The 21,662-nt window shown below is 71.7% G+C and carries 21 protein-coding genes and 1 pseudogene; 13 read left to right on the top strand and 9 right to left on the bottom strand.

From position 1 onward, the window contains the following. Nucleotides 1–45: 45 nt before the first annotated feature. From ABZ342_RS15495 to ABZ342_RS15485, 3 genes are all read right to left on the bottom strand, one after another. Nucleotides 46–891 (bottom strand): hypothetical protein, encoded by an 846-nt coding sequence (locus tag ABZ342_RS15495; protein ID WP_360473227.1) that lies wholly within the window; start codon nt 889–891, stop codon nt 46–48. Nucleotides 892–901: 10 nt separating this feature from the next. Then, nucleotides 902–2,107: a cytochrome P450 gene (locus tag ABZ342_RS15490; protein ID WP_360473225.1), complete on the bottom strand. Its 1,206-nt coding sequence runs from the start codon at nt 2,105–2,107 to the stop codon at nt 902–904. Between the two features lie 97 nt (nt 2,108–2,204). Further along, complete coding sequence (locus tag ABZ342_RS15485) at nt 2,205–2,933, bottom strand: SDR family oxidoreductase (protein ID WP_360473223.1); 729 nt, start codon at nt 2,931–2,933, stop codon at nt 2,205–2,207. Between the two features lie 173 nt (nt 2,934–3,106). On the opposite strand from ABZ342_RS15485, the gene ABZ342_RS15480 reads away from it, so the two are divergent. Further along, nucleotides 3,107–4,687, top strand: a complete 1,581-nt coding sequence (locus ABZ342_RS15480; protein ID WP_360473221.1) for a discoidin domain-containing protein — start codon at nt 3,107–3,109, stop codon at nt 4,685–4,687. A gap of 76 nt (nt 4,688–4,763) precedes the next feature. Next, a complete protein-coding gene (locus ABZ342_RS15475) occupies nt 4,764–5,387 on the top strand; it encodes a methyltransferase domain-containing protein (protein ID WP_360473219.1) in 624 nt (207 codons plus the stop codon). 60 nt (nt 5,388–5,447) lie between these two features. Here ABZ342_RS15475 and ABZ342_RS15470 read toward each other — a convergent pair whose 3' ends face one another. Continuing rightward, the gene (locus ABZ342_RS15470; RefSeq protein WP_360473217.1) at nt 5,448–6,464 is read right to left on the bottom strand and encodes a S1 family peptidase; all 1,017 of its coding nucleotides are present in this window, start codon (nt 6,462–6,464) and stop codon (nt 5,448–5,450) included. 162 nt (nt 6,465–6,626) lie between these two features. Next, nucleotides 6,627–6,920, bottom strand: a complete 294-nt coding sequence (locus ABZ342_RS15465; RefSeq protein WP_360473215.1) for a GNAT family N-acetyltransferase — start codon at nt 6,918–6,920, stop codon at nt 6,627–6,629. Nucleotides 6,921–7,122: 202 nt separating this feature from the next. Here ABZ342_RS15465 and ABZ342_RS15460 point away from each other — a divergent pair, with 202 nt between their 5' ends. The 8 genes and pseudogenes from ABZ342_RS15460 to ABZ342_RS15425 all read left to right on the top strand — a co-directional run bounded on the left by ABZ342_RS15460 (nt 7,123) and on the right by ABZ342_RS15425 (nt 14,046). After that, nucleotides 7,123–9,153 (top strand): germacradienol/geosmin synthase, encoded by a 2,031-nt coding sequence (locus ABZ342_RS15460; protein ID WP_360473412.1) that lies wholly within the window; start codon nt 7,123–7,125, stop codon nt 9,151–9,153. A gap of 1 nt (nt 9,154) precedes the next feature. Continuing rightward, entirely contained in the window at nt 9,155–9,328 is a 174-nt protein-coding gene (locus ABZ342_RS15455) for a hypothetical protein (protein WP_155544668.1), read from the top strand. A 75-nt stretch (nt 9,329–9,403) separates the two neighbouring features. After that, nucleotides 9,404–10,195 (top strand): MBL fold metallo-hydrolase, encoded by a 792-nt coding sequence (locus tag ABZ342_RS15450; protein ID WP_360473213.1) that lies wholly within the window; start codon nt 9,404–9,406, stop codon nt 10,193–10,195. Further along, nucleotides 10,192–10,773 (top strand): VTT domain-containing protein, encoded by a 582-nt coding sequence (locus ABZ342_RS15445; protein WP_155544666.1) that lies wholly within the window; start codon nt 10,192–10,194, stop codon nt 10,771–10,773. The genes ABZ342_RS15450 and ABZ342_RS15445 overlap by 4 nt, the downstream gene beginning before the upstream one ends. Further along, nucleotides 10,770–12,878, top strand: coding sequence for a phage holin family protein (locus ABZ342_RS15440; protein ID WP_360473210.1), 2,109 nt, complete (start codon nt 10,770–10,772; stop codon nt 12,876–12,878). Before ABZ342_RS15445 ends, ABZ342_RS15440 begins: the two co-directional genes overlap by 4 nt. Next, nucleotides 12,875–13,105 carry a glutaredoxin domain-containing protein gene (locus ABZ342_RS15435; protein ID WP_360473208.1) on the top strand — a complete coding sequence of 77 codons (231 nt, stop codon included), beginning with the start codon at nt 12,875–12,877 and terminating at the stop codon, nt 13,103–13,105. Before ABZ342_RS15440 ends, ABZ342_RS15435 begins: the two co-directional genes overlap by 4 nt. Beyond that, nucleotides 13,102–13,305, top strand: a pseudogene (locus ABZ342_RS15430) (ferrous iron transport protein A); the annotation flags it as partial. The gene ABZ342_RS15435 and the pseudogene ABZ342_RS15430, both read left to right, overlap by 4 nt. Beyond that, nucleotides 13,294–14,046: a methyltransferase domain-containing protein gene (locus tag ABZ342_RS15425; protein ID WP_360473410.1), complete on the top strand. Its 753-nt coding sequence runs from the start codon at nt 13,294–13,296 to the stop codon at nt 14,044–14,046. The pseudogene ABZ342_RS15430 and the gene ABZ342_RS15425, both read left to right, overlap by 12 nt. On the opposite strand, the gene ABZ342_RS15420 is transcribed toward ABZ342_RS15425, so the two are convergent. Next, nucleotides 14,024–14,818, bottom strand: a complete 795-nt coding sequence (locus tag ABZ342_RS15420) for a TetR/AcrR family transcriptional regulator C-terminal domain-containing protein (protein WP_360473206.1) — start codon at nt 14,816–14,818, stop codon at nt 14,024–14,026. The two genes, ABZ342_RS15425 and ABZ342_RS15420, sit on opposite strands and share 23 nt — an antisense overlap. Before the next feature lie 76 nt (nt 14,819–14,894). On the opposite strand from ABZ342_RS15420, the gene ABZ342_RS15415 reads away from it, so the two are divergent. Genes ABZ342_RS15415 through ABZ342_RS15405 form a run of 3 tightly spaced genes read left to right on the top strand, consistent with a single transcriptional unit; the run spans nt 14,895 to nt 18,866 of the window. After that, nucleotides 14,895–17,168, top strand: a complete 2,274-nt coding sequence (locus tag ABZ342_RS15415) for an excinuclease ABC subunit UvrA (RefSeq protein WP_360473204.1) — start codon at nt 14,895–14,897, stop codon at nt 17,166–17,168. Then, a complete protein-coding gene (locus tag ABZ342_RS15410; protein ID WP_360473202.1) occupies nt 17,165–17,959 on the top strand; it encodes a siderophore-interacting protein in 795 nt (264 codons plus the stop codon). The genes ABZ342_RS15415 and ABZ342_RS15410 overlap by 4 nt, the downstream gene beginning before the upstream one ends. A 16-nt stretch (nt 17,960–17,975) precedes the next feature. After that, on the top strand, nt 17,976–18,866 hold the full coding sequence (locus ABZ342_RS15405; protein ID WP_230862646.1) for an aminoglycoside phosphotransferase family protein: 891 nt from the start codon (nt 17,976–17,978) through the stop codon (nt 18,864–18,866). A 46-nt stretch (nt 18,867–18,912) separates the two neighbouring features. On the opposite strand, the gene ABZ342_RS15400 is transcribed toward ABZ342_RS15405, so the two are convergent. From ABZ342_RS15400 to ABZ342_RS15390, 3 genes are all read right to left on the bottom strand, one after another. Further along, nucleotides 18,913–20,076 carry a cytochrome P450 gene (locus ABZ342_RS15400; protein WP_360473408.1) on the bottom strand — a complete coding sequence of 388 codons (1,164 nt, stop codon included), beginning with the start codon at nt 20,074–20,076 and terminating at the stop codon, nt 18,913–18,915. A 130-nt stretch (nt 20,077–20,206) separates the two neighbouring features. Continuing rightward, complete coding sequence (locus tag ABZ342_RS15395; RefSeq protein ID WP_360473200.1) at nt 20,207–20,956, bottom strand: TetR/AcrR family transcriptional regulator; 750 nt, start codon at nt 20,954–20,956, stop codon at nt 20,207–20,209. After that, on the bottom strand, nt 20,922–21,623 hold the full coding sequence (locus ABZ342_RS15390; RefSeq protein WP_360473198.1) for an SDR family oxidoreductase: 702 nt from the start codon (nt 21,621–21,623) through the stop codon (nt 20,922–20,924). Before ABZ342_RS15390 ends, ABZ342_RS15395 begins: the two co-directional genes overlap by 35 nt. Nucleotides 21,624–21,662 lie beyond the last annotated feature (39 nt).

Here is a 21,662-nt window from a genome sequence, read left to right as displayed (position 1 = left end):
GGTGCGTTCACCGGTGCGTCGAACAGGCCCGCCGGAAATCGACACTCACGGACGCGGAACACCCATCGGGTTCGGGACCGGGACCACCCCCGCGTCCACCACCGCCCGGCCCAGCGGCACCGCCAGCTCCAGCAGCCGCGCCAGGCCGGCCGGGCCGAGTGCCTCCACCGGGGCCGCCGCCAGCCGGTCCGTGTCCTCCTCGATCCCGCGGCGCACCGCCGCACCGGCCGGGGTCAGGCGGCCGGACGCGTCCAGCAGGCCGCGGGTCCGCAACGCCGAAACCGACGCCGTCCACTCCGCGTCGGTCCAGCCTCGGTGGGGCTCGACGTCACCACGCTCGATCACGCCGTCGCCGATGTGGGTCAGCGTCGTCTCCAGGCCCGTCAACCCCGCGTGGACCGCCGCCAGGACGTGACCGTCGCCGCGGTGCTCGCGCAGCACCGTCGCCGCCAGCCACAGGCGGCCGAGCACGCCCGGCGGCCGCGGCACCGCCGACCACGCCGCCGCCAGCGGGCGCCCGTCGAACCGGCACGCCGAAACCGCCCGCTCCAGCAGCGACGCCAGCTCGGAGTGGCCCGCGGACCCCAAGACGCGCGAAAGAGCGGCCTCGACGGACGAAAGCCGAGCGCGAAGCACCTCGGAAGGCGAGGCGAACGACCACGCGTCCGGCAGCGCCCGCGCCACCATCGCCGGGGCGAAGCCGAACAACACCGCCGTCGCGGCCGTGGGACCGATCGGGCCCAGCGGCGCGAGGCGGCCCGCGAAGTACCCCATCCAGTACCCCCGCAGGCCGGCCTCCTTCGCCGCCGACGCCGTCTCCGGCGCGAAGTAGACGACCGCGTGCAACGGTTCCACGGCCGCCCACAAGCGCCGGGCCGGTGATGTGCTCATGCCGCCATTCTCACCCCCAGGCGACCGGCAGCTCCCGCACGCCGTACACCAGTGTGTTGTGCTTGTACGCCAACGACTCCCGCGGCACCGCCAGCCTCAGGTCCGGCACCCGGCGGAACAGCCGCGTCAGCGCCTCCTGCAGCTCGACGCGGGCCAGCTGCTGCCCCACGCACTGGTGCGCGCCGAACCCGAACGCGACGTGCGTGCGCGGCGACTCGCGGTGGAAGTCGAGCTTGTCACCGCCGGGGAACAGCTCCTCGTCGCGGTTGGCCGAGTTCAACGCCGCCACCAGCCACTCCCCCGCCTTCACCGACCGGGAACCGACCTGCACGTCCTCGGTCGCGTAGCGCAGCACGCCGAACTGGACGACCGACAGGTACCGCAGCAGCTCCTCGATCGCGCGCTCGGGCGCGGCGAGCACGACGTCGCGCTGGGCGGGCTGTTCCAGCAGCACCAGTGCGCTGAGCGCGATCATGTTCGCCGTCGTCTCGTGGCCGGCCACCAGGAGGCTCAGCCCGAGCACGACCAGCTCTTCCATCGTGAGCGGGTCACCGGCGGCGGCGCCGCGGGAAATCAGCCTGCTGAACAGGTCGTCCCGCGGATTCCGCTGCCGATCGGTGAACAGCTCCGCCAGGAAGCCGGAAAGCTCGTCGTACGCCTGCTTCCCCTCTTCGGGCGTGGCGTCGGTGCTGACCAGGAACCCGCTCTGCCGCTGGAAACGCGACCGATCCGCGTACGGGACGCCGAGCAGCTCGCAGATCACCAGCGACGGGATCGGCAACGCGAAGTCCCGCACCAGATCCGCGCGACCCGGCTTGGCGAGCATCGCGTCGAGGTGGCTCTCCACCAGTTCCTGGACGTAGCCGCGCATCGCCTCCACGCGCCGCACGGTGAACTCCGCGATCACCATCTTCCGGATGCGGGCGTGGTCGGCGCCGTCGAGCTGGATGATGGACCCGGGACTGACCTCCTCGTCGAGGTCGGCGTCGGGCTTGACGTGCACCGAGGACGCGCCGCGCGAGCTCATCGTGCGGTCGGCGAGCACCGCGCGGACGTCGCGGTAGCGCGTCACCAGCCAGGCGTCCATGCCCGCCGGGCAGCGCACCTGCGACGTCGGCGCGGTTTCCCGCAGGGTGGCGTAGTTCCCGGGCGGGTCGTACGGGCATCCGGCCGGTCGTGCCGTGGGGAGGGCCGGGGTTTCGGATGCTGCCGTCACGGCGGATCACACCTCTCTTGCGGTGGTCAGGTCACTTCCACCATGGAGAGAACCGGCGCCGTCGTGGGACGATCGACCCACTTCCGACCGGAATGGCCTAGCGGGCCCCGTAAGCGCCGCCGTTCACATGCACGACCTGTCCCGTGATGTGCCCGGCTCCCGGCGACGCGAGGAACTGCACGGTCTCCGCGACTTCTTCCGGACGCCCGGCGCGCTTGTCGAACGCGACGGAAACCCGTGCCTCGACCCATTCTTCGGTGACCGTGCCGTGGAAGAACTCCGTGTCGAGGGTGACGCCGGGCGCCACGACGTTGGCCGAACCGCCGGCGCCGAGCTGCCGCGCGAGGTCGGTGTTCCACGCTTCGACGGCCGCTTTCGCCGCGCCGTACGAGCCGGAGCCCTGCTTCGCCGCGATGGAGCCGAGCGTCACGACCCGCACGTTGTCCGCGAAGCGCGGCTTCAGCGCGGCCGTCACGAGAACAGCGGAAACGACGTTGGCCTCGAAGTTGGCGCGCCACGCGTCGGCCAGCCCCGCGAGGTCGCCCGGCGCCGGGGCTTCGCGGACGCGATCGGTGTTGCCGCCGGCGTTGTTGACCAGGACGTCCACCCGGGCCGGCAGCTCCGCCAGGGCGGCCTGCACCGCCGCCGGGTCGCTCGCGTCGAACGCCACCGCCCGCGCGCCGATCCGTTCCGCCGCGGCTTCGAGGACGTCCTTGCGCCGTCCCGTGACGGTCACCCGCTCGCCCGCCGCCGCGAACCGGGCGGCGATCGCCAGCCCGATGCCCGTGCCGCCCCCGGTGACCACGACTTCCCGCTGTTCGCTCATGGCGCCATCTTCGCCGACGAAAGCGGGCCCCCGCTCGACTTTCCCGCCGACCGGGACACGAGAACCGGATTCGTTAGGAAACTTTACGAACAGGTCTTGACGGCGAGCCGCCATCCGGCGAACCTGAACGAACGCCGCACGTCATCGTCCGCCCACCCCTTCCCGGAGGCAGCATGACCCGGCGCGCTCTCGTGCTCGTCGTGACCCTGTTCCTCGCACTGGCCTCCGCCCTCGCCGGCGCGACCACCGCGAACGCGGCCACCACGCAGCCCACCTTCCTCACCTTCTACGGCTGGTGGGACAACACCCCGCCCGGCGGCGACATCGCCTACCCGAAGATCCACGACACCGCGGGCGGCAAGGGCAGCTACGCCGACCCGATCACCTTCGCCACCAGCAGCGACGAACTGAAGCCCGGCACCAAGGTCTGGGTCCCGCGGGTGAAGAAGTACTTCATCATGGAGGACGGCTGCGACGAGTGTTCCGACGACTGGAACAGCAAGGGCCCGAACGGCGGCCCCGGCCTGCGGCACATCGACCTCTGGCTCGGCGGCAAGGGCGGCAGCGCCTTCGACGCGATCGACTGCGAAGACGCGCTCACGCACTACAACGCCGACAACACGCCGGTGATGGAGCCGGTGGTGGTCGACCCGCCGTCGAACGAGGACTACGACGCGACGCCGATCTTCAACACCAGCACCGGCGAGTGCTGGGGCGGGGCCCAGCCGAACACGACCGTCGGCCAGTACAAGAACAACTCGACCGGCACGTGCCTCGAAGCCCCGAGCAGCGGGACGACGCTGAAAGTCGCCGCCTGCACCGGAACCGACGCCCAGCGCTTCACCTTCCACGGCGCTTTCCTGGTGATCGACGACAAGTGCGCGGGCATCTCCGGCAGCTCGATCGTGCTGCAGACCTGCACCGGCGGGCCGGCCCAGCAGTGGTCGATCAACCCCGACGGCACCATTTCCGACATCCAGACGAGCAAGAAGTGCTTCCGCGCCTCGGGCACGACCCTCACCGCGGGCAGCTGCTCCGGCACGCAGGCCCGCTGGACGTTCACCGCGGCCGGCACCTCGAGCGACCTCAGCGTGACTCCGTCGGCGGTGTCGGTCGCGCCGGGGGCGTCGGCGACGGCCACCGTCACCTCCACGGACGCCGTCACGCTGTCCGCGAGCGGCGCTCCCGCAGGCGTCACCGTGTCCTTCTCCCCGGCGTCGGTGCCGGCCGGCGGAACCTCGACCGCCACGGTCACCGCCGTCGCGACCGCGACCCCGGGCTCGGCGACGATCACCATCACCGGCGGGACGAAGACCGCTTCGCTCGGCGTCACGGTCACCGGCGGGGGCGGCACCGAAAGCCTGCTCTCCCAAGGCAAGACCGCGACGGCGTCGTCGACGGAGTCGTCGTCCTACCCGGCGAGCGCGGCCTTCGACGGCAATCTGACCAGTACGCGCTGGGCGTCGAAGGAAGGCTCCGCGAACGAGTGGCTGCGCGTCGACCTCGGCGCCACCAAGGCGGTCTCGCACGTCAAGCTGAGCTGGGAAGCCGCGTACGGGAAGGCGTACAGCATCCAGACCTCGGCCGACGGCACGACCTGGACGACGATCTACAGCACCACGACCGGCAACGGCGCCACCGACGACCTCACCGGCCTGGCCGGCAGCGGCCGCTACGTGCGGATGAACGGCGTCACGCGCGGCACGTCGTACGGCTACTCGCTGTACGAGATGCAGGTGTACGGCACGGCCTGAGTTGCCGGATCGGCAACACGATTTGCCTCTTCGGTGACGTCCTCCGCATGCTGGGGGACGTCACCGAGGAGGAGCCATGGCGCACACGCACGACCAGCCGATGACCGTCGAGAACATGCTCAAGCAGGACTTCTGGGAAGCGCTCTACCAGCGCGACGAGCACCGGATCTGGAGCGGGAACGTCAACCGCAACCTCAGCTCCGAGGTCACCGGGCTCAAACCCGGGCGCGCCCTGGACCTCGGCTGCGGCGAGGGCGGGGACGCGATCTGGCTCGCGAAGCAGGGCTGGACGGTCGACGGCGCCGACATCTCGACCATCGCGCTCGCCCGCGCCGAGGAAGCCGGGAAGGAAGCGGGTGTGGAGGTCCGCTGGCTGCACCGCGACATCCTGAAGTGGCAGCCGGAAGAGCAGTACGACCTGATCTCCGCGCAGTACATGCACCTGCCGCCGGACCTGCGCCGCGACGTCTTCACGGCGGCCGCGGCGGCCGTCCGGCCCGGCGGCTCGCTGCTGGTCGTCGGGCACTCGCCGAAGGCCATGCGCGAGTTCGACGGCCAGGCGCCGCCGCTGGAGCTGTTCTTCGAGCCGGAGGAGATCACGAACTTCCTCGGCGACGCCTGGGAGTGGATCGTCGAGACCTGCGAGACGCGCGGCGAGGGCCACCACACCGACGCCGTCTACCGCGCGAAGCGGCTCTGAAAGGGAAGCAGGGCCCCTTCACGCGCCCTCGACGCGTGTGAAGGGGCCCTGCGGGTCTTGTCAGGCGAGCTCGAGGCCGTAGCTCTGCAGCTCCAGCGTGAGCGGGTAGAAGTAGCTGGTCACGGTGTCGCCGCCGGACAGCGTGCCGAGGCCCTTCGAACCGTCGTAGGCCGGGCCGCCCGAGTCACCGTGGTCGGTGTGCGCGGTGGTGCCGAACTCGTGGTTCAGGACACCGACGTCGAAGTTGACCGACTCGTCGACCGAGGTGACCTCGCCGCTGCCACCACCGGTGGTCGAGCCCTGCTTCTGCATCTGCTCGCCGACCGTCGGGGTCGCCGCGCTCGTGATCGCCTGGCCGGTGTTGATCTCGCCGGGGCCGGAGCCGTTCGGACGGGTCAGCAGACCGGAGTCGGCTCCCGGGCAGTCGCTTTCGACGACCTGCGCGCCGGAGACGTCGCCGCCGGCCCAGGTACCGCCGAGGTTGGTGCAGTGGCCCGCGGTGAGCAGGAACGGCTCGCCGCCGCGCGTCACGTTGAAGCCGAGGGAGCAGCGGCCCTGGTCGTTCTGGATCGCGTCGCCGTCGGCGATGTACAGCGAAAGCTTGCCGGTGCGGTGCTCGACCCGGACGCTGTCGCCGTACCGGGCGGCGGCCGCGGCGACCTTGTCGGCGGTGCCCTTGCTGGCCGCGTCGTAGACCTTCACCACGACCTGGTTGGTCTTGGTGTCGATGCCCCACGCGGTCTGCGGGACGTTCTTCACCGCGTCCAGCTGGTTCTTGACGCCGGTCAGCGCCGCGAAGGTGTGCTTGACCTTCTTCGCGGTGAGGCCGGCGGCCTCGACCTTCCGCACCGAAGCGTCGTCGGTGACGTTCACGACGGCCTTGCCGTTCTCCAGGTAGATGCCGCCCGAGGTGGCACCCAGCGAGTCGGCGACCTGGGTGGCGTTGCTGATCGCGGCGGCCTGCGCCTGGGCGAAGGCCTGGGGGGACGCGGTGGCCGCCGACGCGCACACGCCGGACGTCAGCGCGGCGGCCGACAAGACGGCGAAGGTCTTGAGGGCGGTTTTCCGGGGAGTCATCAACTTCCTCCAGTTTGCCGGTTCGAAGCCTGCGCCGGTCACTTTCGTTGCCGAGCAACCAACGCACCACCGACTAAGGTTGGTTAATAACCAATCGATCCGGACATACCTCTCAACTCAGACCCGAACAGCCCAGTGACGCTGCCACGTTCGGCGTAACAATCACCCTTTCGGCCAGCGAACGTGGTCCTCGTAGCCCGGGTTCTTCCGCAGATATCCGGCGATGAACGGGCAGACCGGCACGATCGTCCGGCCCTTCGCGACGACGTCGTCCAGCGCGGCGGCGGCCAGGACCTTGCCCAGCCCCTGGCCCGCGAAGGCGTCGTCGATCTCGGTGTGGGTGAACACCGTGAGGTCGCCGCGCAGGTCGTAGAACGCGGACCCCGCCAGCTTGTCCCCGGCCCAGATCTCGTAGCGGCCTTCGTCGGGGTTGTCGACCACTCGGGTCTCGGTCATCGGCTCTCCTCGGTCGGGTACGTCCTCCATCGTGCGACGGCGGGCTGCCGCGTGCCGACCGGCCCGTGCACACCGCTGGGCCGGCCGGGGGACGCGCGCGGCCCGTTCGTGTGCAACCGGGCTGCTTCCCTTGGCGGGCACCGGCCTCGTTTGGTTGCCTCACTGCGTGCCTCAGCAGCCGTTCGTCCTCCCCGAGTTCTACATGCCTTACCCGGCGCGGGTGAACCCGCACCTCGAGCGGGCGCGCACGCACAGCAAGGCGTGGGCGTACGGGATGGACATGGTCGGCGTCCCGCAGCACGGCACCGTCATCTGGGACGAGCACGACCTCGACTCCCACGACTACGCGCTGCTCTGCGCGTACACCCACCCGGACGCCGGCGCGGACGAGCTCGACCTGATCACCGACTGGTACGTCTGGGTCTTCTACTTCGACGACCACTTCCTCGAGCTGTACAAGCGCACCGGCGACATCGAAAGCGCGCGCACCCACCTCGACCGGATCGCGCTGTTCATGCCCGCCGAAGGCGAGATCACCGCGACACCGGAGAACCCGGTCGAGCGCGGCCTGGCCGACCTGTGGGACCGGACGATCCCGCACCGCTCGGCCGCGTGGCGGCGCCGGTTCGGCGAGAGCACGAAGGCGCTGCTCGAAGAGTCGTTGTGGGAGCTGGCCAACATCAACGAGGGCCGGCTCGCCAACCCCATCGAGTACGTCGAGATGCGGCGGAAGGTCGGCGGCGCGCCGTGGTCGGCGAACCTCGTCGAGCACTCGGTGCACGCCGAGGTGCCGGACGAGATCGCCGCGTCGCGGCCCCTCGAAGTCCTGCGCGACTGCTTCGCCGACGGCGTCCACCTGCGCAACGACCTCTTCTCCTACCAACGCGAAGTGCAGGACGAAGGCGAGCTGTCCAACGGCGTGCTCGTGGTCGAGAAGTTCCTCGGGCTCACCACGCAGGAGGCGGCCGACGCCGTCAACGACCTCATCACCTCACGCCTGCACCAGTTCGAGCACACCGCGCTCACCGAGGTGCCCGCACTGTTCGACGAGCACGGCGTCGACCCGGCCGCCCGCGCGGCGACGTTCGCCTACGTCAAGGGCCTCCAGGACTGGCAGTCCGGCGGCCACGAGTGGCACCTGCGGTCCGGCCGGTACATGAACGAAGGCGCGCTCGACGGCCGCGGGCCGATCCTCTCGTCGCTGCTCACGACGGCTCCGCAACGGCTGCGGGCCTACAGCCACCCGCCGTTCGACGCGGTCTCGGCGTCCCGGCCGGCCGTGGAGCCGCCGTTCCCGGTGCGGCTGAGCCCGCACCTGGAGTCCGGCCGCCGCCGCAACGTCGACTGGGCGCGGAGCACCGGGCTCCTCGACGGTGTCGTGTGGGACGAACGCAAGCTGCGCGCCGCCGACCTGCCGCTGTGCGCGGCGGGTATCCGGCCGGACGCGACGGCGGCGGAGCTCGACGTCATCGCCGGCTGGCTGACCTGGAGCACGTACGCCGACGACCACTTCCAGGAGGTGTTCGGCGCGACGCGGGACCTCGCCGCGGCCAGGGCCTGCCACGAACGCCTGACGCTGCTCCTGGGCGACGCCCCGCCCGCACCACTGGGCCCCCTCGAAGCCGCGCTCGCCGATCTCCGGCCGAGGACGCCGGACCTGCCCGCCGTGCGCCGGGCGGTCGCGTCGATGACGTCGAGCTGGCTGTGGAAGCTGACGAACCTGGCGCAGAACCGGATCCCGGACCCGATCGACCACGTCGAGATGCGGCGCCGGACGTTCGGCGTGGAGCTTTCGATGAGCCTCACGCTGCCTCCCGGGGCGCGCGGCGGCCGGGCCGCGCAGACCCTCGAGCACACCGCGGCCGACTACGCCGGGCTGCTCAACGACCTCCGCTCGCACCGCAAGGAGATCCGGTTCGAGGGCGAGCTGAACAACGGCGTGCTGGTGGTGCGGAACTTCCTCGGCTGCCCCGAGGACCGGGCCCTCCGGATCGTCGCGGACCTGGCCGAGGCGCGGCTCGCGGAGTTCCGGCACGCGGCGGCCGCGGCCCCGGACCTGCCGGCGGCCTACGTCGAGGCGCTCCGGAACTGGCTGGCCGGGACAGCGCACTGGCACGAGAACGCCGGCCGGTACCGCGAGACCGAGCTCGGTCACCACCCCCGCTTCGGCGGTCCGACGGGCATCGGGACGTCGTCGCTGCGGATCTCCTCGCTGCTGCCCGCCGGTCGCTGAAGTGCCGACGGACAAGCAGATCCGGGTCGCCGAGCTGCTGCACGAAATCGGCATGCACCGCGAAGCCGAGCAAGCGCTCCGCACGGACCTCCGGGCGAGGTGGCGCCGGACCCGCCGGCGCCTGCGCCTCCGGTGGGCCGGGCGCGCGCGGGCGCGACGGCGACACCCGCGCTGACCCGCCGTCACCGGGCAGCGTCGTTCGCGCCACTCCGCCGGGCATTCGTCCGGGGAGGGGGCGATACTCGACAGCGTGAGCGGCTTCAACCTGCGTTTCCTCGGCCATTCGACGGTCCGGCTCGACCTCGGCGGCCGGGTGGTGCTGACCGATCCCGTGCTCACCGCGCGGGTCGGGGGCCTGACCCGCGTCGTGCCGGTGCCGGCCCGTGAGACCTACGAAGACGTCGACCTCGTCCTCCTCTCGCACCTGCACGGCGACCACCTGCACCTGCCGTCCCTCGAGCTGCTCGGCCGGCGCACCCGCATCGTCGTCCCGCGCGGGGCCGGGGCCTGGCTCGCCAAGAAGGGCTTCGCGAACGTCGAGGAGATCGCGCCGGGCGAGACCCTCACCGAGGGCGCGCTGGAAATCACCGCCACGAAGGCCGTCCACTCCGGGCACCGCTGGGGCCCGCGGCTCACCCACGGTCCGCAGAGCCCGGCGATCGGGCACCTGATCCGCACCGGGGACACGAAGATCTACCACGCGGGCGACACCGACCTCTTCGCCGAAATGGCGGACTTCGGCCCGGTGGACGTCGCCCTGCTGCCCGTCTGGGGCTGGGGGCCGAACCTCGGGCCGGGTCACCTGGACCCGGCCCGCGCCGCGACAGCCGCCGGGATCGTCCGAGCCCGCGCCGTCGTGCCCGTGCACTGGGGCACGCTCGCCGTGCCCGGGCTGAAACGCACCGCGCGGATGCGGCGGCTGCTCGCCGACCCGCCCCGGGTGTTCGCCGCCGAGGTGCGCAACCAGGGCGTCGCCACCGAAGTCCTGTTCACCGAGCCCGGCGCCGACGTCGTGCTCCCCGCGCGCGAGGACCGCGCGTGAACTGGACCGACCCGGCCGCCATCGGGTACCCGGCGCTGTTCGGCGGCGTGCTGCTCGGCTCGATCATCCCGATCGTGCCCACCGGCGCGGTGGTCGGCGCCGCGGCCGCCGTCGCGACCACCACCGGCCACCTGTCCCTGCCGCTGGTCATCGTCGTGGCCACGCTGGGCGCGTACGTCGGCGACGTCGTGACGTTCGGGATCCCGCGCTTCGGCAGCGAAGCCGCGTTCCGCTGGATCAGCCGCCGCCAGCCCGCCGAACGGCTGGAGAAGGCCCGTGACCAGTTCGCCCGCCGCGGCTGGCAGCTCGTCGTGATCGGCAGGCTCGTCCCGGCCGGCCGGATCCCGGTGCTGCTGGCCGCCGCCGCGCTGGGCTACCCGTGGCGGCGCCTGCTGCCCGCCGCGCTCGTCGCGTGCGTGCTGTGGGCGAGCGCGTACAGCTTGCTCGGCATCGTCAGCGGAGGCATCTTCGACTCGCCGATCATCGCGACCGTGCTGGCGACGGTGCTGGTCCTGCTGGTCACCGTGCTGGCGAACCTGGTCGCGAAGTGGCGGCGCAAGACCAAGGAGCGAGTGTGACGACGTCCGCGCCGAAGGGCAGGCTGCTGCGGAGTGGCCGGGCCGTCGCCCGCGTCCTGCTGGTGTGGGCCGCGGTGACCGGAGCGCTGCGCCTGCTCGACGTCCTCCTACCCGGCTTCCGGATGACGCACTGGTGGCAGCCGACGGTGTGCGCGCTGCTGCTCGGCCTGCTCGCCGGCGTCGTCTGGCCGCTGGTCATGCGCATCGCCTACCCGCTGGCCTTCTTCACCTTCGGCCTCTTCGGCTTCCTGCTGCTCGGCGCCGGGACGCTCGCCGTGTTCGGGACCGTGCCGGGCGTCGAGCTCGACGGCTTCCGGACGGCGGTGATCGTCACCGTCGCCATGGCCGGCGTCGGTGCGCTCATCTCGGCCGTGCTGGCCATCGACGAGGACGAGATCTTCTTCCGCCGCGCCAACCGCCGCCGCCGTCGGCACACGCCCGCGCCCGGCGCCGGCGAACAGCCGCCCGGCGTGCTGTTCCTGCAGATCGACGGACTCGGCCACGACACCGTCCGCCGCGCGATCCGCGACGGCGACATGCCGACGTTCGCCGCCTGGCTCGCCGAAGGCAGCCACACGCTGACGCCGTGGCACACCGACTGGAGCTCGCAGACCGGCGCGAGCGTCTGCGGCATCCTGCACGGCTCCAACCACGACATCCTCGGTTTCCGCTGGTACGAAAAGGATCGCGACCACGTGATGGCGTGCGCGCACCCGACCGACGCGGCCGAGATCGAACGGCGTCACTCGGACGGGAACGGCCTGCTCTCCGGCGGCGGGGCGAGCCACGGGAACCTGTTCTCCGGCGACGCCGACCACGTCAGCCTCACCATGAGCTCGATCCCCGTGCTGGTGCCGAAGACCCTGCGCCACCGCCGCCGCGACCGCCTCGGCGCGGGCTACTACGCCTACTTCGCGAACCCGATCAACGCGCTGCGCACGTTCGTCGTCGCGCTCGCCGACGTCTTCCGCGAGATCAGCGCGTCGGTGCGCCAGCGCCGCGCGGGCGTCGTGCCGCGGGTCCCGCGCGGCGGCTGGTACCCGCTCGCGCGGCCGGGCACGACGGTGATCGCGCGCGACGTCGTCGTGTCGGCCATCCTCGGCGACATGCTGGCCGGGCGCCCGGTGGTGTACGCGGACTTCCTCGGCTACGACGAGGTCGCGCACCACTCCGGCATCGAGCGGTTCGACACGCTGGCGGTGCTGCGCTCGATCGACCAGCAGATCGCGCGGCTGCACCGGGCTTCGCGGCTCGCCCCGCGCCGCTACCACGTCGTCGCGCTGTCGGATCACGGCCAGACGCAAGGACAGGCGTTCTCGCAACGGTTCGGCGAGACGATCGAGGCGTACGTCGGGCGGCTGTGCGGCGGTTCACCGTCGGCGTCCGCCGGGAAGCGGAGGCAGGCCGAGAGCTGGCAGATCAACGCGGCGCTGGCGGAGGCGACGAGGAGCGGCGGCCTGATCGCGCGTCGGCTGCGCGCCCGGGTGGAGAACGCGGAGTGCGCCGACGACCGGCCGCGCACGACGTCCGGTTCGCCGGGCGCGGTGACCCGCGTGGCGCCGGGCGTGGTGGCGGTGGTGTCCGGGCACGTGGCGATGGTGTCGTTCACCGAGCACGAGGGCCGCGTCGAGCTGGAGACGATCGAGCGCGAGTTCCCCGACCTGCTGCCGTCGCTGGTGGATCACCCCGGCGTCGGGTTCCTGCTGGTCCGCAGCCACGAGTTCGGCCCGGTGGTCCTGGGCCGCGACGGCCTGCACCGGCTGGCGACGGGCGTGGTGATCGGCGAAGACCCGCTGCTGCCGTACGGCCCGCACGCGGCGGACCTGATCCGCCGCGTCGACACGTTCCCGCACTGCGCGGACGTGATGATCAACAGCCGCTACGACCCGGAGTCCGACCAGGCCTCCCCGTTCGAGACGCACGTCGGCTCGCACGGCGGACTGGGCGGGCCGCAGCAGCGCGGTTTCGTGGTGCACCCGCGGGAGCTGCCGCCGCTCGGCCAGGTCGTCGGGGCGGAGGCACTGCACCGCGTGTTCCGCGGGTGGTTGACCGAGCTGGGGCACCCCGCACCCGTTCCCGACGCTGTTTCGGAGGTTGTTTCGTGAGTTTGACGGTGTACGGCGCTTCCTGGTGCCCGGACGTGAAGCGCAGCCGCGCGCTGCTCGACCGCGAGGGCGTCGAGTATTCCTATGTGGACGTCGCGGCGGACGCGGCGGCCGAAGCCCGGGTCCGCGAGCTGCAGGACGGCGCGCGCCGGATTCCCACGATCGTGTGGGATGACGGCAGCTTCCTGGTCGAACCGTCCGACGACGAGCTGAGCGCGCGGCTGTGAAGCTGCTGCGGGACCTGCCGCTCGGCACGCGGGTCGTGGTGCGCTACCGGATCGAGGGCGGGTTCACCGACGCGCTCGGCAACCTGGTGGCGCGCGACTCGACGACGTGCACGGTGGAGACCCGGCGCGGCCCGGTGGTGGTGGAGTTCGAAGCCGTCGCGCTGGCCAAGCCGGTGCCTCCGCCGCCGGTGCGGCAGTCGAAGTTCGACGCGTTGGTCGCCGAAGCCGAAGCGGTTTCGGTGGACGGTTGGGACTTCTCCTGGCTCGACGGCCGCGCCACCGAACAGCGGCCGTCCTGGGGTTACCAACGCCTGCTGGGTGCACGGCTCGCCCGGGTCGAGGCGGCGCTGGACGTCGAGACCGGCGGCGGTGAAGTCCTCGACGGCTGTCCTTCGCTGCCGCCCTTGACGGCGGCGACCGAGTCGTGGCCGCCGAACGTCGCGCGCGCTTCGGCTCGCTTGCGCCCGCGCGGGGTCGTGGTCGTGGCCACCGACGACCTCCCCTTCGGGGACGACGTGTTCGACCTCGTCTCCAGCCGTCATCCGGTGACGACTGATTGGGCCGGGATCGCACGCGTCCTGCGCCCCGGCGGCAGCTACTTCTCGCAGCAGGTCGGCCCGGCGAGCGTGTTCGAGCTGGTGGAGTTCTTCCTGGGCCCGCAACCATCCGAGGCCCGCGAAAGCCGCCACCCGGACCGAGCCGTGGCGGCCGCTGCCGACGCGGGCTTGGAGGTGGTCGATCTGCGGTCGGAGTCGCTGAGGACCGAGTTCTTCGACATCGGCGCGGTGGTGTACTTCCTGCGCAAGGTGATCTGGATGGTCCCGGGGTTCACGGTCGAGCAGTACCGGCCGCAGCTGAAGGAACTGCACGAGCTGATCGAGCGCGACGGCCCCTTCGTCGCCCACACCACGCGGTTCCTCATCGAAGCCCGGAAGCCTTGACGATCGCCGCTTCGACGCCGTCCAGCAACAACTCCACGCCCGCTTCGAACGACAGGCGCGCCTCGCGCTCCAAGTAAGGCTCATCGGACGACACCACCTCGACCGACGCGCCCAGCTTCGCCACCGTCGGGAACCGGGCGGTCAAGTCCGGCACCAGCTCCCCCAGCAACGCCGATCGCGCGCCCCACCAGTCCTCTTCGGACAGTCCGGTCTCGCGCGCCGCCTGCCGGGACTCCGCCGCCGCCTGGACCGAGCCGCGCACGACGTTGAACAGCGCCGACACCACCCACCGCACCCGCGCGAGCGGCAACTCCGTGGCCGCCAGCACCGACAGCAACGTCTCCTGGACGTGGAACTCCCCCGGCCCGAGCACCGGGCGCGCCGGGGAGACCTGCAGCAGCCACGGATGGCGCAGGTGCAGGTCCCACAGCGCGTCGGCCAAAGCCGAAGCCGCCGGGCGCCACCCGTCGGACGACGGGAACGAGGACGGCAGCTCCCCCAGCGTCCGGTCGTACATCAGGTCGACCAGCTCGGTCTTGCCCGGGACGTACGTGTAGAGCGCCATCGCCGTCCGGCCGAGCCGCTCCCCCACCGAACGCATCGACAGCGACGCCATGCCCTCGGCGTCGGCGATGTCGATCGCCGCCGCGACGATCGCCTCGACGGACAGCCCCGGCTTGGGCCCCGGGCCCGTGCGCGGCGCGACCACGCGCGGCCCCCACAGCAGCTCCATGGACCGCCGGGCGTCGCCCTGACCCGCGAAGACGACCACCTTGCCGACTCCTTACACCCTAAAGTAATGTACGCTGAACAATCACTTTACAGCCTAAACTATCGAGAAGGACGGTATGACCTCACCCAGGCGGGCCGCCGACACCCACGACGTGATCGAGGTCCGGGGAGCCCGGGAGAACAACCTCACCGGCATCGACCTGGACATCCCGAAGCGCCGGCTCACGGTGTTCACGGGCGTGTCCGGCTCCGGCAAGTCCTCCCTGGTCTTCGGCACCATCGCGGCCGAGTCCCAGCGGCTGATCAACGAGACCTACAGCGCCTTCCTCCAGTCGTTCATGCCGAGCCTGGCGCGCCCGGACGTCGACCTGCTCGAGAACCTCAGCGCGGCGATCGTCGTCGACCAGGAGCGGATGGGCGTCAACTCCCGCTCCACGGTCGGCACCGCGACCGACGCCTACGCGATGCTGCGGATCGCCTTCTCGCGCCTCGGCGAACCGCACGTCGGCACGTCCGGCGCGTTCAGCTTCAACCTGCCCGAGGGCATGTGCCCGGCCTGCGAGGGCCTCGGCCGGGTGTCCGACCTCGACGTCGACGCCCTGCTCGACTTCGACAGGTCCCTGCACGACGGCGCGATCCTCGTGCCCGGCTTCACGCCGGACAACTGGTACGTGCAGACCTACCTCTCGTGCGGCTTCTTCGACCCGGACGCCAAGATCCGCGACTTCACCCCCGGACAGCTCGACGACCTGCTGCACAAGGGCCCGTGCAAGGTGAAGGTCGGCAAGACCAACCTCACCTACGAGGGCCTCGCGGTGAAGGTCCGGCGGCTCTACCTGCAGAAGGACACCGAGTCGCTGCAGCCGCGGCTGCGCGCGTTCATCGAGAAGGCCGCGACGTTCAAGACCTGCGACGCGTGCGGCGGCGCCCGGCTGAACCCGGCCGCGCTCTCCGCGAAGATCGACGGCAAGAACATCGCCGACTGCGCCGCCCTGCAGATCAGCGACCTGGCGGAGTTCATCCGGAACCTCGACGCGCCGTCGATCCGGCCGCTGCTGGGCACCCTCCGCGACACCCTCGACTCGCTCGTCGAGATCGGCCTCGGCTACCTCTCCCTCGACCGCGAGTCCGCGACGCTCTCGGGCGGCGAGGCGCAGCGCGTGAAGATGGTGCGGCACCTGGGATCCAGCCTCACCGACGTCACGTACGTCTTCGACGAGCCGACCGTCGGGCTGCACCCGCACGACATCGAGCGGATGAACAACCTGTTGTTGTGCTTGCGGGACAAGGGAAACACGATCCTGGTCGTCGAGCACAAGCCGGAGACCATCCGGATCGCCGACCACGTCGTCGACCTCGGCCCCGGCGCGGGCACCGACGGCGGCCGCCTCTGCTACACCGGCAGCGTCGACGGCCTGCGCGCGTCCGGCACGCTCACCGGCCGCCACCTCGACCACCGCGTCACCCTGCGCTCCGAGACGCGTCAGCCGTCCGGGCACCTGACCATCACCGGCGCGAAGCTGCACAACCTGCGCGACGTCAGCGTGGACGTCCCGCTCGGCGTGCTGACCGTGGTCACCGGCGTGGCCGGCTCCGGGAAGTCGTCGCTGATCCACGGTTCCCTCGCGGGTCGCGACGACGTCGTCGTGGTCGACCAGTCGGCGATCCGCGGGTCCCGGCGGTCCAACCCGGCGACCTACACCGGCCTGCTCGACCCGATCCGCACGGCGTTCGCCAAGGCCAACGGCGTCAAGGCGAGCCTGTTCAGCGCCAACTCCGAGGGTGCCTGCCCGCACTGCAAGGGCCTCGGGGTCATCTACACCGACCTGGCGATGATGGCCGGCGTCGCGTCGGTCTGCGAGGAGTGCGAGGGCCGGCGGTTCACGGCCAAGGTGCTGACGCACCTGCTGCGCGGCAAGAACATCAGCGAGGTACTGGGCATGTCCGTCGCCGAGGCGCGCGAGTTCTTCCCCACCGGCACCGCGCGGCGGGTGCTCGACCGCCTCGCCGACGTCGGGCTCGGCTACCTGACGCTGGGGCAGCCGCTGACCACGCTCTCCGGCGGCGAGCGGCAGCGGCTCAAGCTGGCGATCCGGATGGCCGAAAAGGGCTCGACCTACATCCTCGACGAGCCGACGACCGGGCTGCACCTCGCCGACGTCGACCAGCTGCTGGCGTTGCTCGACCGGATCGTCGACGCGGGCAACACGGTGATCGTCATCGAGCACCACCAGGCCGTGATGGCCCACGCCGACTGGCTGATCGACCTCGGCCCCGGCGCCGGGCACGACGGCGGCCGCGTGGTGTTCGAGGGCACACCGGCCTCTTTGGTGGCCGACGCCTCGACGCTCACCGCCCGCCACCTGCGCGAATACCTGGGCAAGCCGTGAACCCGGCCGGGCTCCTCGAAGTGACGGCGGTGCGGCGGCCGACCCCGCGCACCGTCCGCGTCACGTTCACCGGCGCGGGGTTGGACACGCTCGAAGCGTGGCCGGACCAGCAGCTCAAGCTCCTGTTCCCCCCGCCCGGCCGTCCGGTGCGGCTGCCCTCGGACGACGACGACGTGCTGCGCTGGTACCAGGCGTTCCTGGCGATCCCCGAAGACGAGCGCCCGGTGATGCGCAGCTACACCGTGCGCGGCCGGGACGGCGCGACGATCGACGTCGACTTCGTGCTGCACGCCGGGGGAACCGACGGCCCGGCGACGGCGTGGGCGCGGACGGCGTCGCCCGGTGCCGTCCTCGGCCGCTACGGGCCGGACGCGGCCTACCGCCGTCCCGTGCCCGAAGCGGACACGGTGCTGCTGGCCGGGGACGAGACCGCGCTGCCCGCCATCGCCACCCTGGTGTCCGAAGTGGACAACGCGGTGGTGTTCGTGGAGGTCCCGGATGCGGCGGAGGAGCAGCCGCTGCCCGGCGAAGTCCATTGGCTGCACCGCGACGGCGCGCCGCACGGCAGCCGCCTGCTGGAAGCGGTGCGCGGGGCTGCGCTCACCCCCGGGTCGGCCGCCTGGCTCGCCGGTGAAGCGGGGCTGGTCCGGTCACTGCGCCGCCACCTCGTGGACCGGGGGCTCGAGAAGGAGGCCATCGAGTTCACCGGCTACTGGCGGCGCGCACTGACCCAGGACGACGCGCCGACCCCCGAGGACCTCGCCGACGCGCGGGAGAAAGCGGGCGCCTAGTGGCAGACTCGCCGTCGTGCGCACGGAAGAGGCTCTGGCCGCGGCGGGCATCGACCCGGCTTCGGTGGTGGCGAGCGAAGACATCGGCGGCGGCACCTACAACACGGCGATCCGGCTGGCTCTCGCCGACGGGCGGCGGCTGGTGCTCAAGCTCGCGCCGGTCGCGCCGGGACTGTCCTACGAGCACGACCTCCTGGCCACCGAAGCCGAGTACTACCGCCGGGTTTCCGGGCCCCTGCCGTCGGTGGTCGGGGCCGGGCCCGGATTCCTGCTGATGACGGAGCTGCCCGGCGTGCCCTGGTCCCAGGTGCCCGACGCCGGCCCGCGGCTGCGGACCGAACTGGGCGGGATCGTCGCCGGCCTGCACAAGACGACCGGCGACGGGTTCGGCTACCTCCAGGACCCGTTGCGTCCGACGTGGCCGGTGGCGTTCACGGCGATGGCCGACGCGGTGCTCGCGGACGCCGTCACCCACGGGGTGCAGCTGCCGCGGCCGGCCGCCGAGATCGCCCACCTCGTGCGCCGGCACGAGCCGCTCCTCGAGCTGGTCACCACGCCGGTGCTGGTGCACTTCGACCTGTGGCGGGGCAACATCCTCCTCGACGGCGGCCGGGTGTCCGGCATCATCGACGCCGAGCGGGCGTTCTGGGGCGACCCGATGGCGGAGTTCGTCTCGCTGACGCTGTTCGGCGACCCGGACCGCGAGCTGCTCGACGGCTACCGCGCGGGCGGCGGCCCGGCGGAGTTCGGGATGCCGGCGTGGGCGCGGCTCGGGCTGTACCGGGTCTACCTCGACCTGATCATGCTGGTGGAGATGGTGCCGCGCAAGGACGATGACGCGGACCGGGCGCGGTTCCTCCGCGCCCGGCTGACCGAGGACCTCGACGCCCTGCGGCGGACGGTGTGATGACGTCGCGAAGCCGCCGGCCCGGAACCCGCTGTCCCGCTCAGGGTCACCACGTGACCGGCAGGCAGTGCACCCCGTACACCAGCATGTCGTCCTTGAAGGCCAGCTCCTCGATCGGAACCGCGAGCCGCAGATCCGGGATGCGCCGGAACAGCGTCCCGTAGACCACCTGCAGCTCCACCCGCGCCAGCGTCTGCCCGAGGCACTGGTGCACGCCGTACCCGAACGCGACGTGGTGACGGGCCTCGCGCGTCACGTCCAGGCGGTCCGGCTCCGCGAACACCGCGCCGTCGCGGTTGGCGACGTCGCCCGCCGCGATGACGCCCTCGCCCGCGTGGATCACCTCGCCGCCGATTTCGATGTCCTCGACCGCCACCCGGCGGCGGCCGGTGTGCGTGATGTTCAGGTAGCGCAACAACTCCTCGGTCGCGCGCCGGTGCACGTCCGCGTCGCCGGCGCGCACGAGCGCCAGCTGGTCCGGGTGCTCCAGCAGCGCGACCGTGCCGAGGGCGATCATGTTCGCCGTCGTCTCGTGGCCCGCCACCAGCAGCAGCTGCCCCATCGACGCGACGTCTTCGGCGGTCATCCGGCCGGTCGCGTACTGCGTGACCGCCAGCTTGCCGAGCACGTCGTCACCCGGGGCCGACGCCTTCCGCTCCACCAGCCCGCCGAGGTACGCCAGCAGTTCTTCGGTGGCCTCGACCGCTTCCGACGGTGTCGCCGTCCTCGAAACCATGACCTTCGTGATGTCCTGGAACAGCTCGCGGTCGTCGTAGGGCACGCCGAGCAGCTCGCAGATCACCAGCGACGGCAGCGGCAGCGCGAACGCCGTCACGAGGTCGACGGGCTTGGGGCCGGCCAGCAGCTCGTCGATCAGGCCGTCGACGATCCGCTGGATCGCGGGCCGCAGCGCCTCCATCTTCTTGACGAGGAAGTCGCCGGTGAGCAGGCGCCGCTGCGCCGCGTGCTCGGCGCCGTCCATGGTGATGAACGACTTCGCGCGCTTGCGTCGGGCCGCGGAAGCCGCGCTCTGGTGCGGGTAGCCGGGCCGGTCGGAGTCGGCGCTGATCCGCGAGTCGCGCAGGACGGCGCGGACGTCGTCGTAGCGCGTGACGAGCCACGGCGTGCTGCCGTTCCACAGCCGCACGCGGGAAACCGGCGGCAGTTCGCCGAGTTCGGCGGGCGGGTCGAAGGGACACCCCCGGGCCATCGGAAACGCGGGCACACCGTCCACCGGATACCTCCCGGAGCCGCCGGAAATTTACATAGCTATGCTAAGCATCTTTCCGGTGCTTCGCCACCGGGCTCCACCATCCGGCGCATTCGTCCCGAGCCGGGGGTCAGGCGAACACCAACGACACCAACTCGTCCACGAACGGCTCCACCAGCTCGGCGCCCGTCCGGTTCAGCACGCTGTGGAACAGCGCGACCCGCCCGTGCGCCCCGACGAACACCACCGCCGCCGCCCGGCCCGGGGTGACCCGCAGCCCGTGCCCGGCCTCGACGCAACGCTCGAAACCCGCCGTCAAGCGGTCGATCACGTCCAGCAGCGGGCCTTCCGCCCGACCACCGGGCTCGGCGCGGGAGGCGCCGTTCGCGAGCATCAGCCGGTAATGCCCGGGGTTCTCCATGGCGAACGTGCAGTAAGCGTGAATCTGCGCCCGGACGCGGCCGACGACGTCGGTTTCCCCGAGCGTCTCCTCCGCCGCGCGCATCGATTCCGCCAGCCGCACGTATTCGTGGTCGAGCAGCCCGCGCACCAATTCCGCACGATCGGAAAAATGCTGGTAGATGCTGGCCGGGGCGATGCCGACCGCGCGCGCCACGCCGCGGATCGTCAGCCCGTCCTCGCCGCCGAGCTCGGCCAGCAACCGCCCGGCCGCCGCGAGGATCTCCCCGCGCAACCGTTCGCCTTCGCCCCAGCGGTTCCTCGTTCGGCCGTTTCCGGCTTCGACGTTCTCCGGCACCCCGCCATTCATACGCCCGCCGTGGCGACGACCGTATTCCGGGGTCCCGGAGAACCCCGGAATTGTCGGGAATTGACAAAAACGCCGGTCAGGCGAGAGCGGGGTACAGCCCCGGGAGGTCACCCGACAGCCCGGCCCGCACGTTCTTGCTGAGGTCGTCGGCGAGCACCTCGAAACGACCCTGCCGGACGCCGTCGAGGGCGAGCCCGGCGACGAGGGCCGGGTCGATCTTCGGGCCGTCGACGTGCTTGGCCATGTCGGTGTCCATGTACCCGACGTGCAGCGCGGTCACCTGCGTCTTCTGCGCCGCCAGCTCCAGGCGCAGCGCGTTGGTCAGCGACCAGGCCGCCGACTTCGCCGCGGAGTACGCCGCGACCTGGGGCGCGGTGAACCAGGACAGCACCGACAGGACGTTGAGGACCGCGCCTCCGCCGTTGCGCTCGAGGATCGGCGCGAACTCGCGCGTGACGGCGAGCGTGCCGAAGTAGTGCGTGTCCATCTCCAGCTTGATGTCGTCGAGCGAGCCGCCGAGCAGCGACGCCCCGGTCGACGAGCCGGCGTTGTTGACCAGCAGCGTGACGTCGCCCGCCTGCGCGGCGGCTTCCCGGATCGACTCGGGATCGGTGACGTCGAGCTTCAGCGGAACGACCCCTGGCAGGTCGATCGACTCCGGATTGCGCGCGGCGGCGTAGACCTTGGCCGCGCCACGCTCCAGGAGAGCGGCGGCGAACCGCCGGCCGAGCCCCCGGTTGGCTCCGGTGACCAGCGCCACCGCACCTGCGATCTCCATGACGAACTCCTCTCGCACCTGGCTTGCTCGTTGCAAGCT

Origin of the sequence: Amycolatopsis sp. NPDC005961, assembly GCF_040629235.1 — a bacterium.
GTDB classification, from domain to species: domain Bacteria; phylum Actinomycetota; class Actinomycetes; order Mycobacteriales; family Pseudonocardiaceae; genus Amycolatopsis; species Amycolatopsis camponoti.
The sequence above is the reverse complement of the archived record's forward strand: the minus strand, read 5'-3'. Positions and strand labels throughout refer to the sequence as shown.

Coding starts and splice junctions, on each gene's coding strand:
- ABZ342_RS15495 (WP_360473227.1), bottom strand. CDS start 891: ATGAGCACATCACCGGCCCGGCGCTTGTGGGCGGCCGTGGAACCGTTG.
- ABZ342_RS15485 (WP_360473223.1), bottom strand. CDS start 2,933: ATGAGCGAACAGCGGGAAGTCGTGGTCACCGGGGGCGGCACGGGCATC.
- ABZ342_RS15480 (WP_360473221.1), top strand. CDS start 3,107: ATGACCCGGCGCGCTCTCGTGCTCGTCGTGACCCTGTTCCTCGCACTG.
- ABZ342_RS15475 (WP_360473219.1), top strand. CDS start 4,764: ATGGCGCACACGCACGACCAGCCGATGACCGTCGAGAACATGCTCAAG.
- ABZ342_RS15470 (WP_360473217.1), bottom strand. CDS start 6,464: ATGACTCCCCGGAAAACCGCCCTCAAGACCTTCGCCGTCTTGTCGGCC.
- ABZ342_RS15465 (WP_360473215.1), bottom strand. CDS start 6,920: ATGACCGAGACCCGAGTGGTCGACAACCCCGACGAAGGCCGCTACGAG.
- ABZ342_RS15460 (WP_360473412.1), top strand. CDS start 7,123: ATGCCTTACCCGGCGCGGGTGAACCCGCACCTCGAGCGGGCGCGCACG.
- ABZ342_RS15415 (WP_360473204.1), top strand. CDS start 14,895: ATGACCTCACCCAGGCGGGCCGCCGACACCCACGACGTGATCGAGGTC.
- ABZ342_RS15400 (WP_360473408.1), bottom strand. CDS start 20,076: ATGGCCCGGGGGTGTCCCTTCGACCCGCCCGCCGAACTCGGCGAACTG.
- ABZ342_RS15390 (WP_360473198.1), bottom strand. CDS start 21,623: ATGGAGATCGCAGGTGCGGTGGCGCTGGTCACCGGAGCCAACCGGGGG.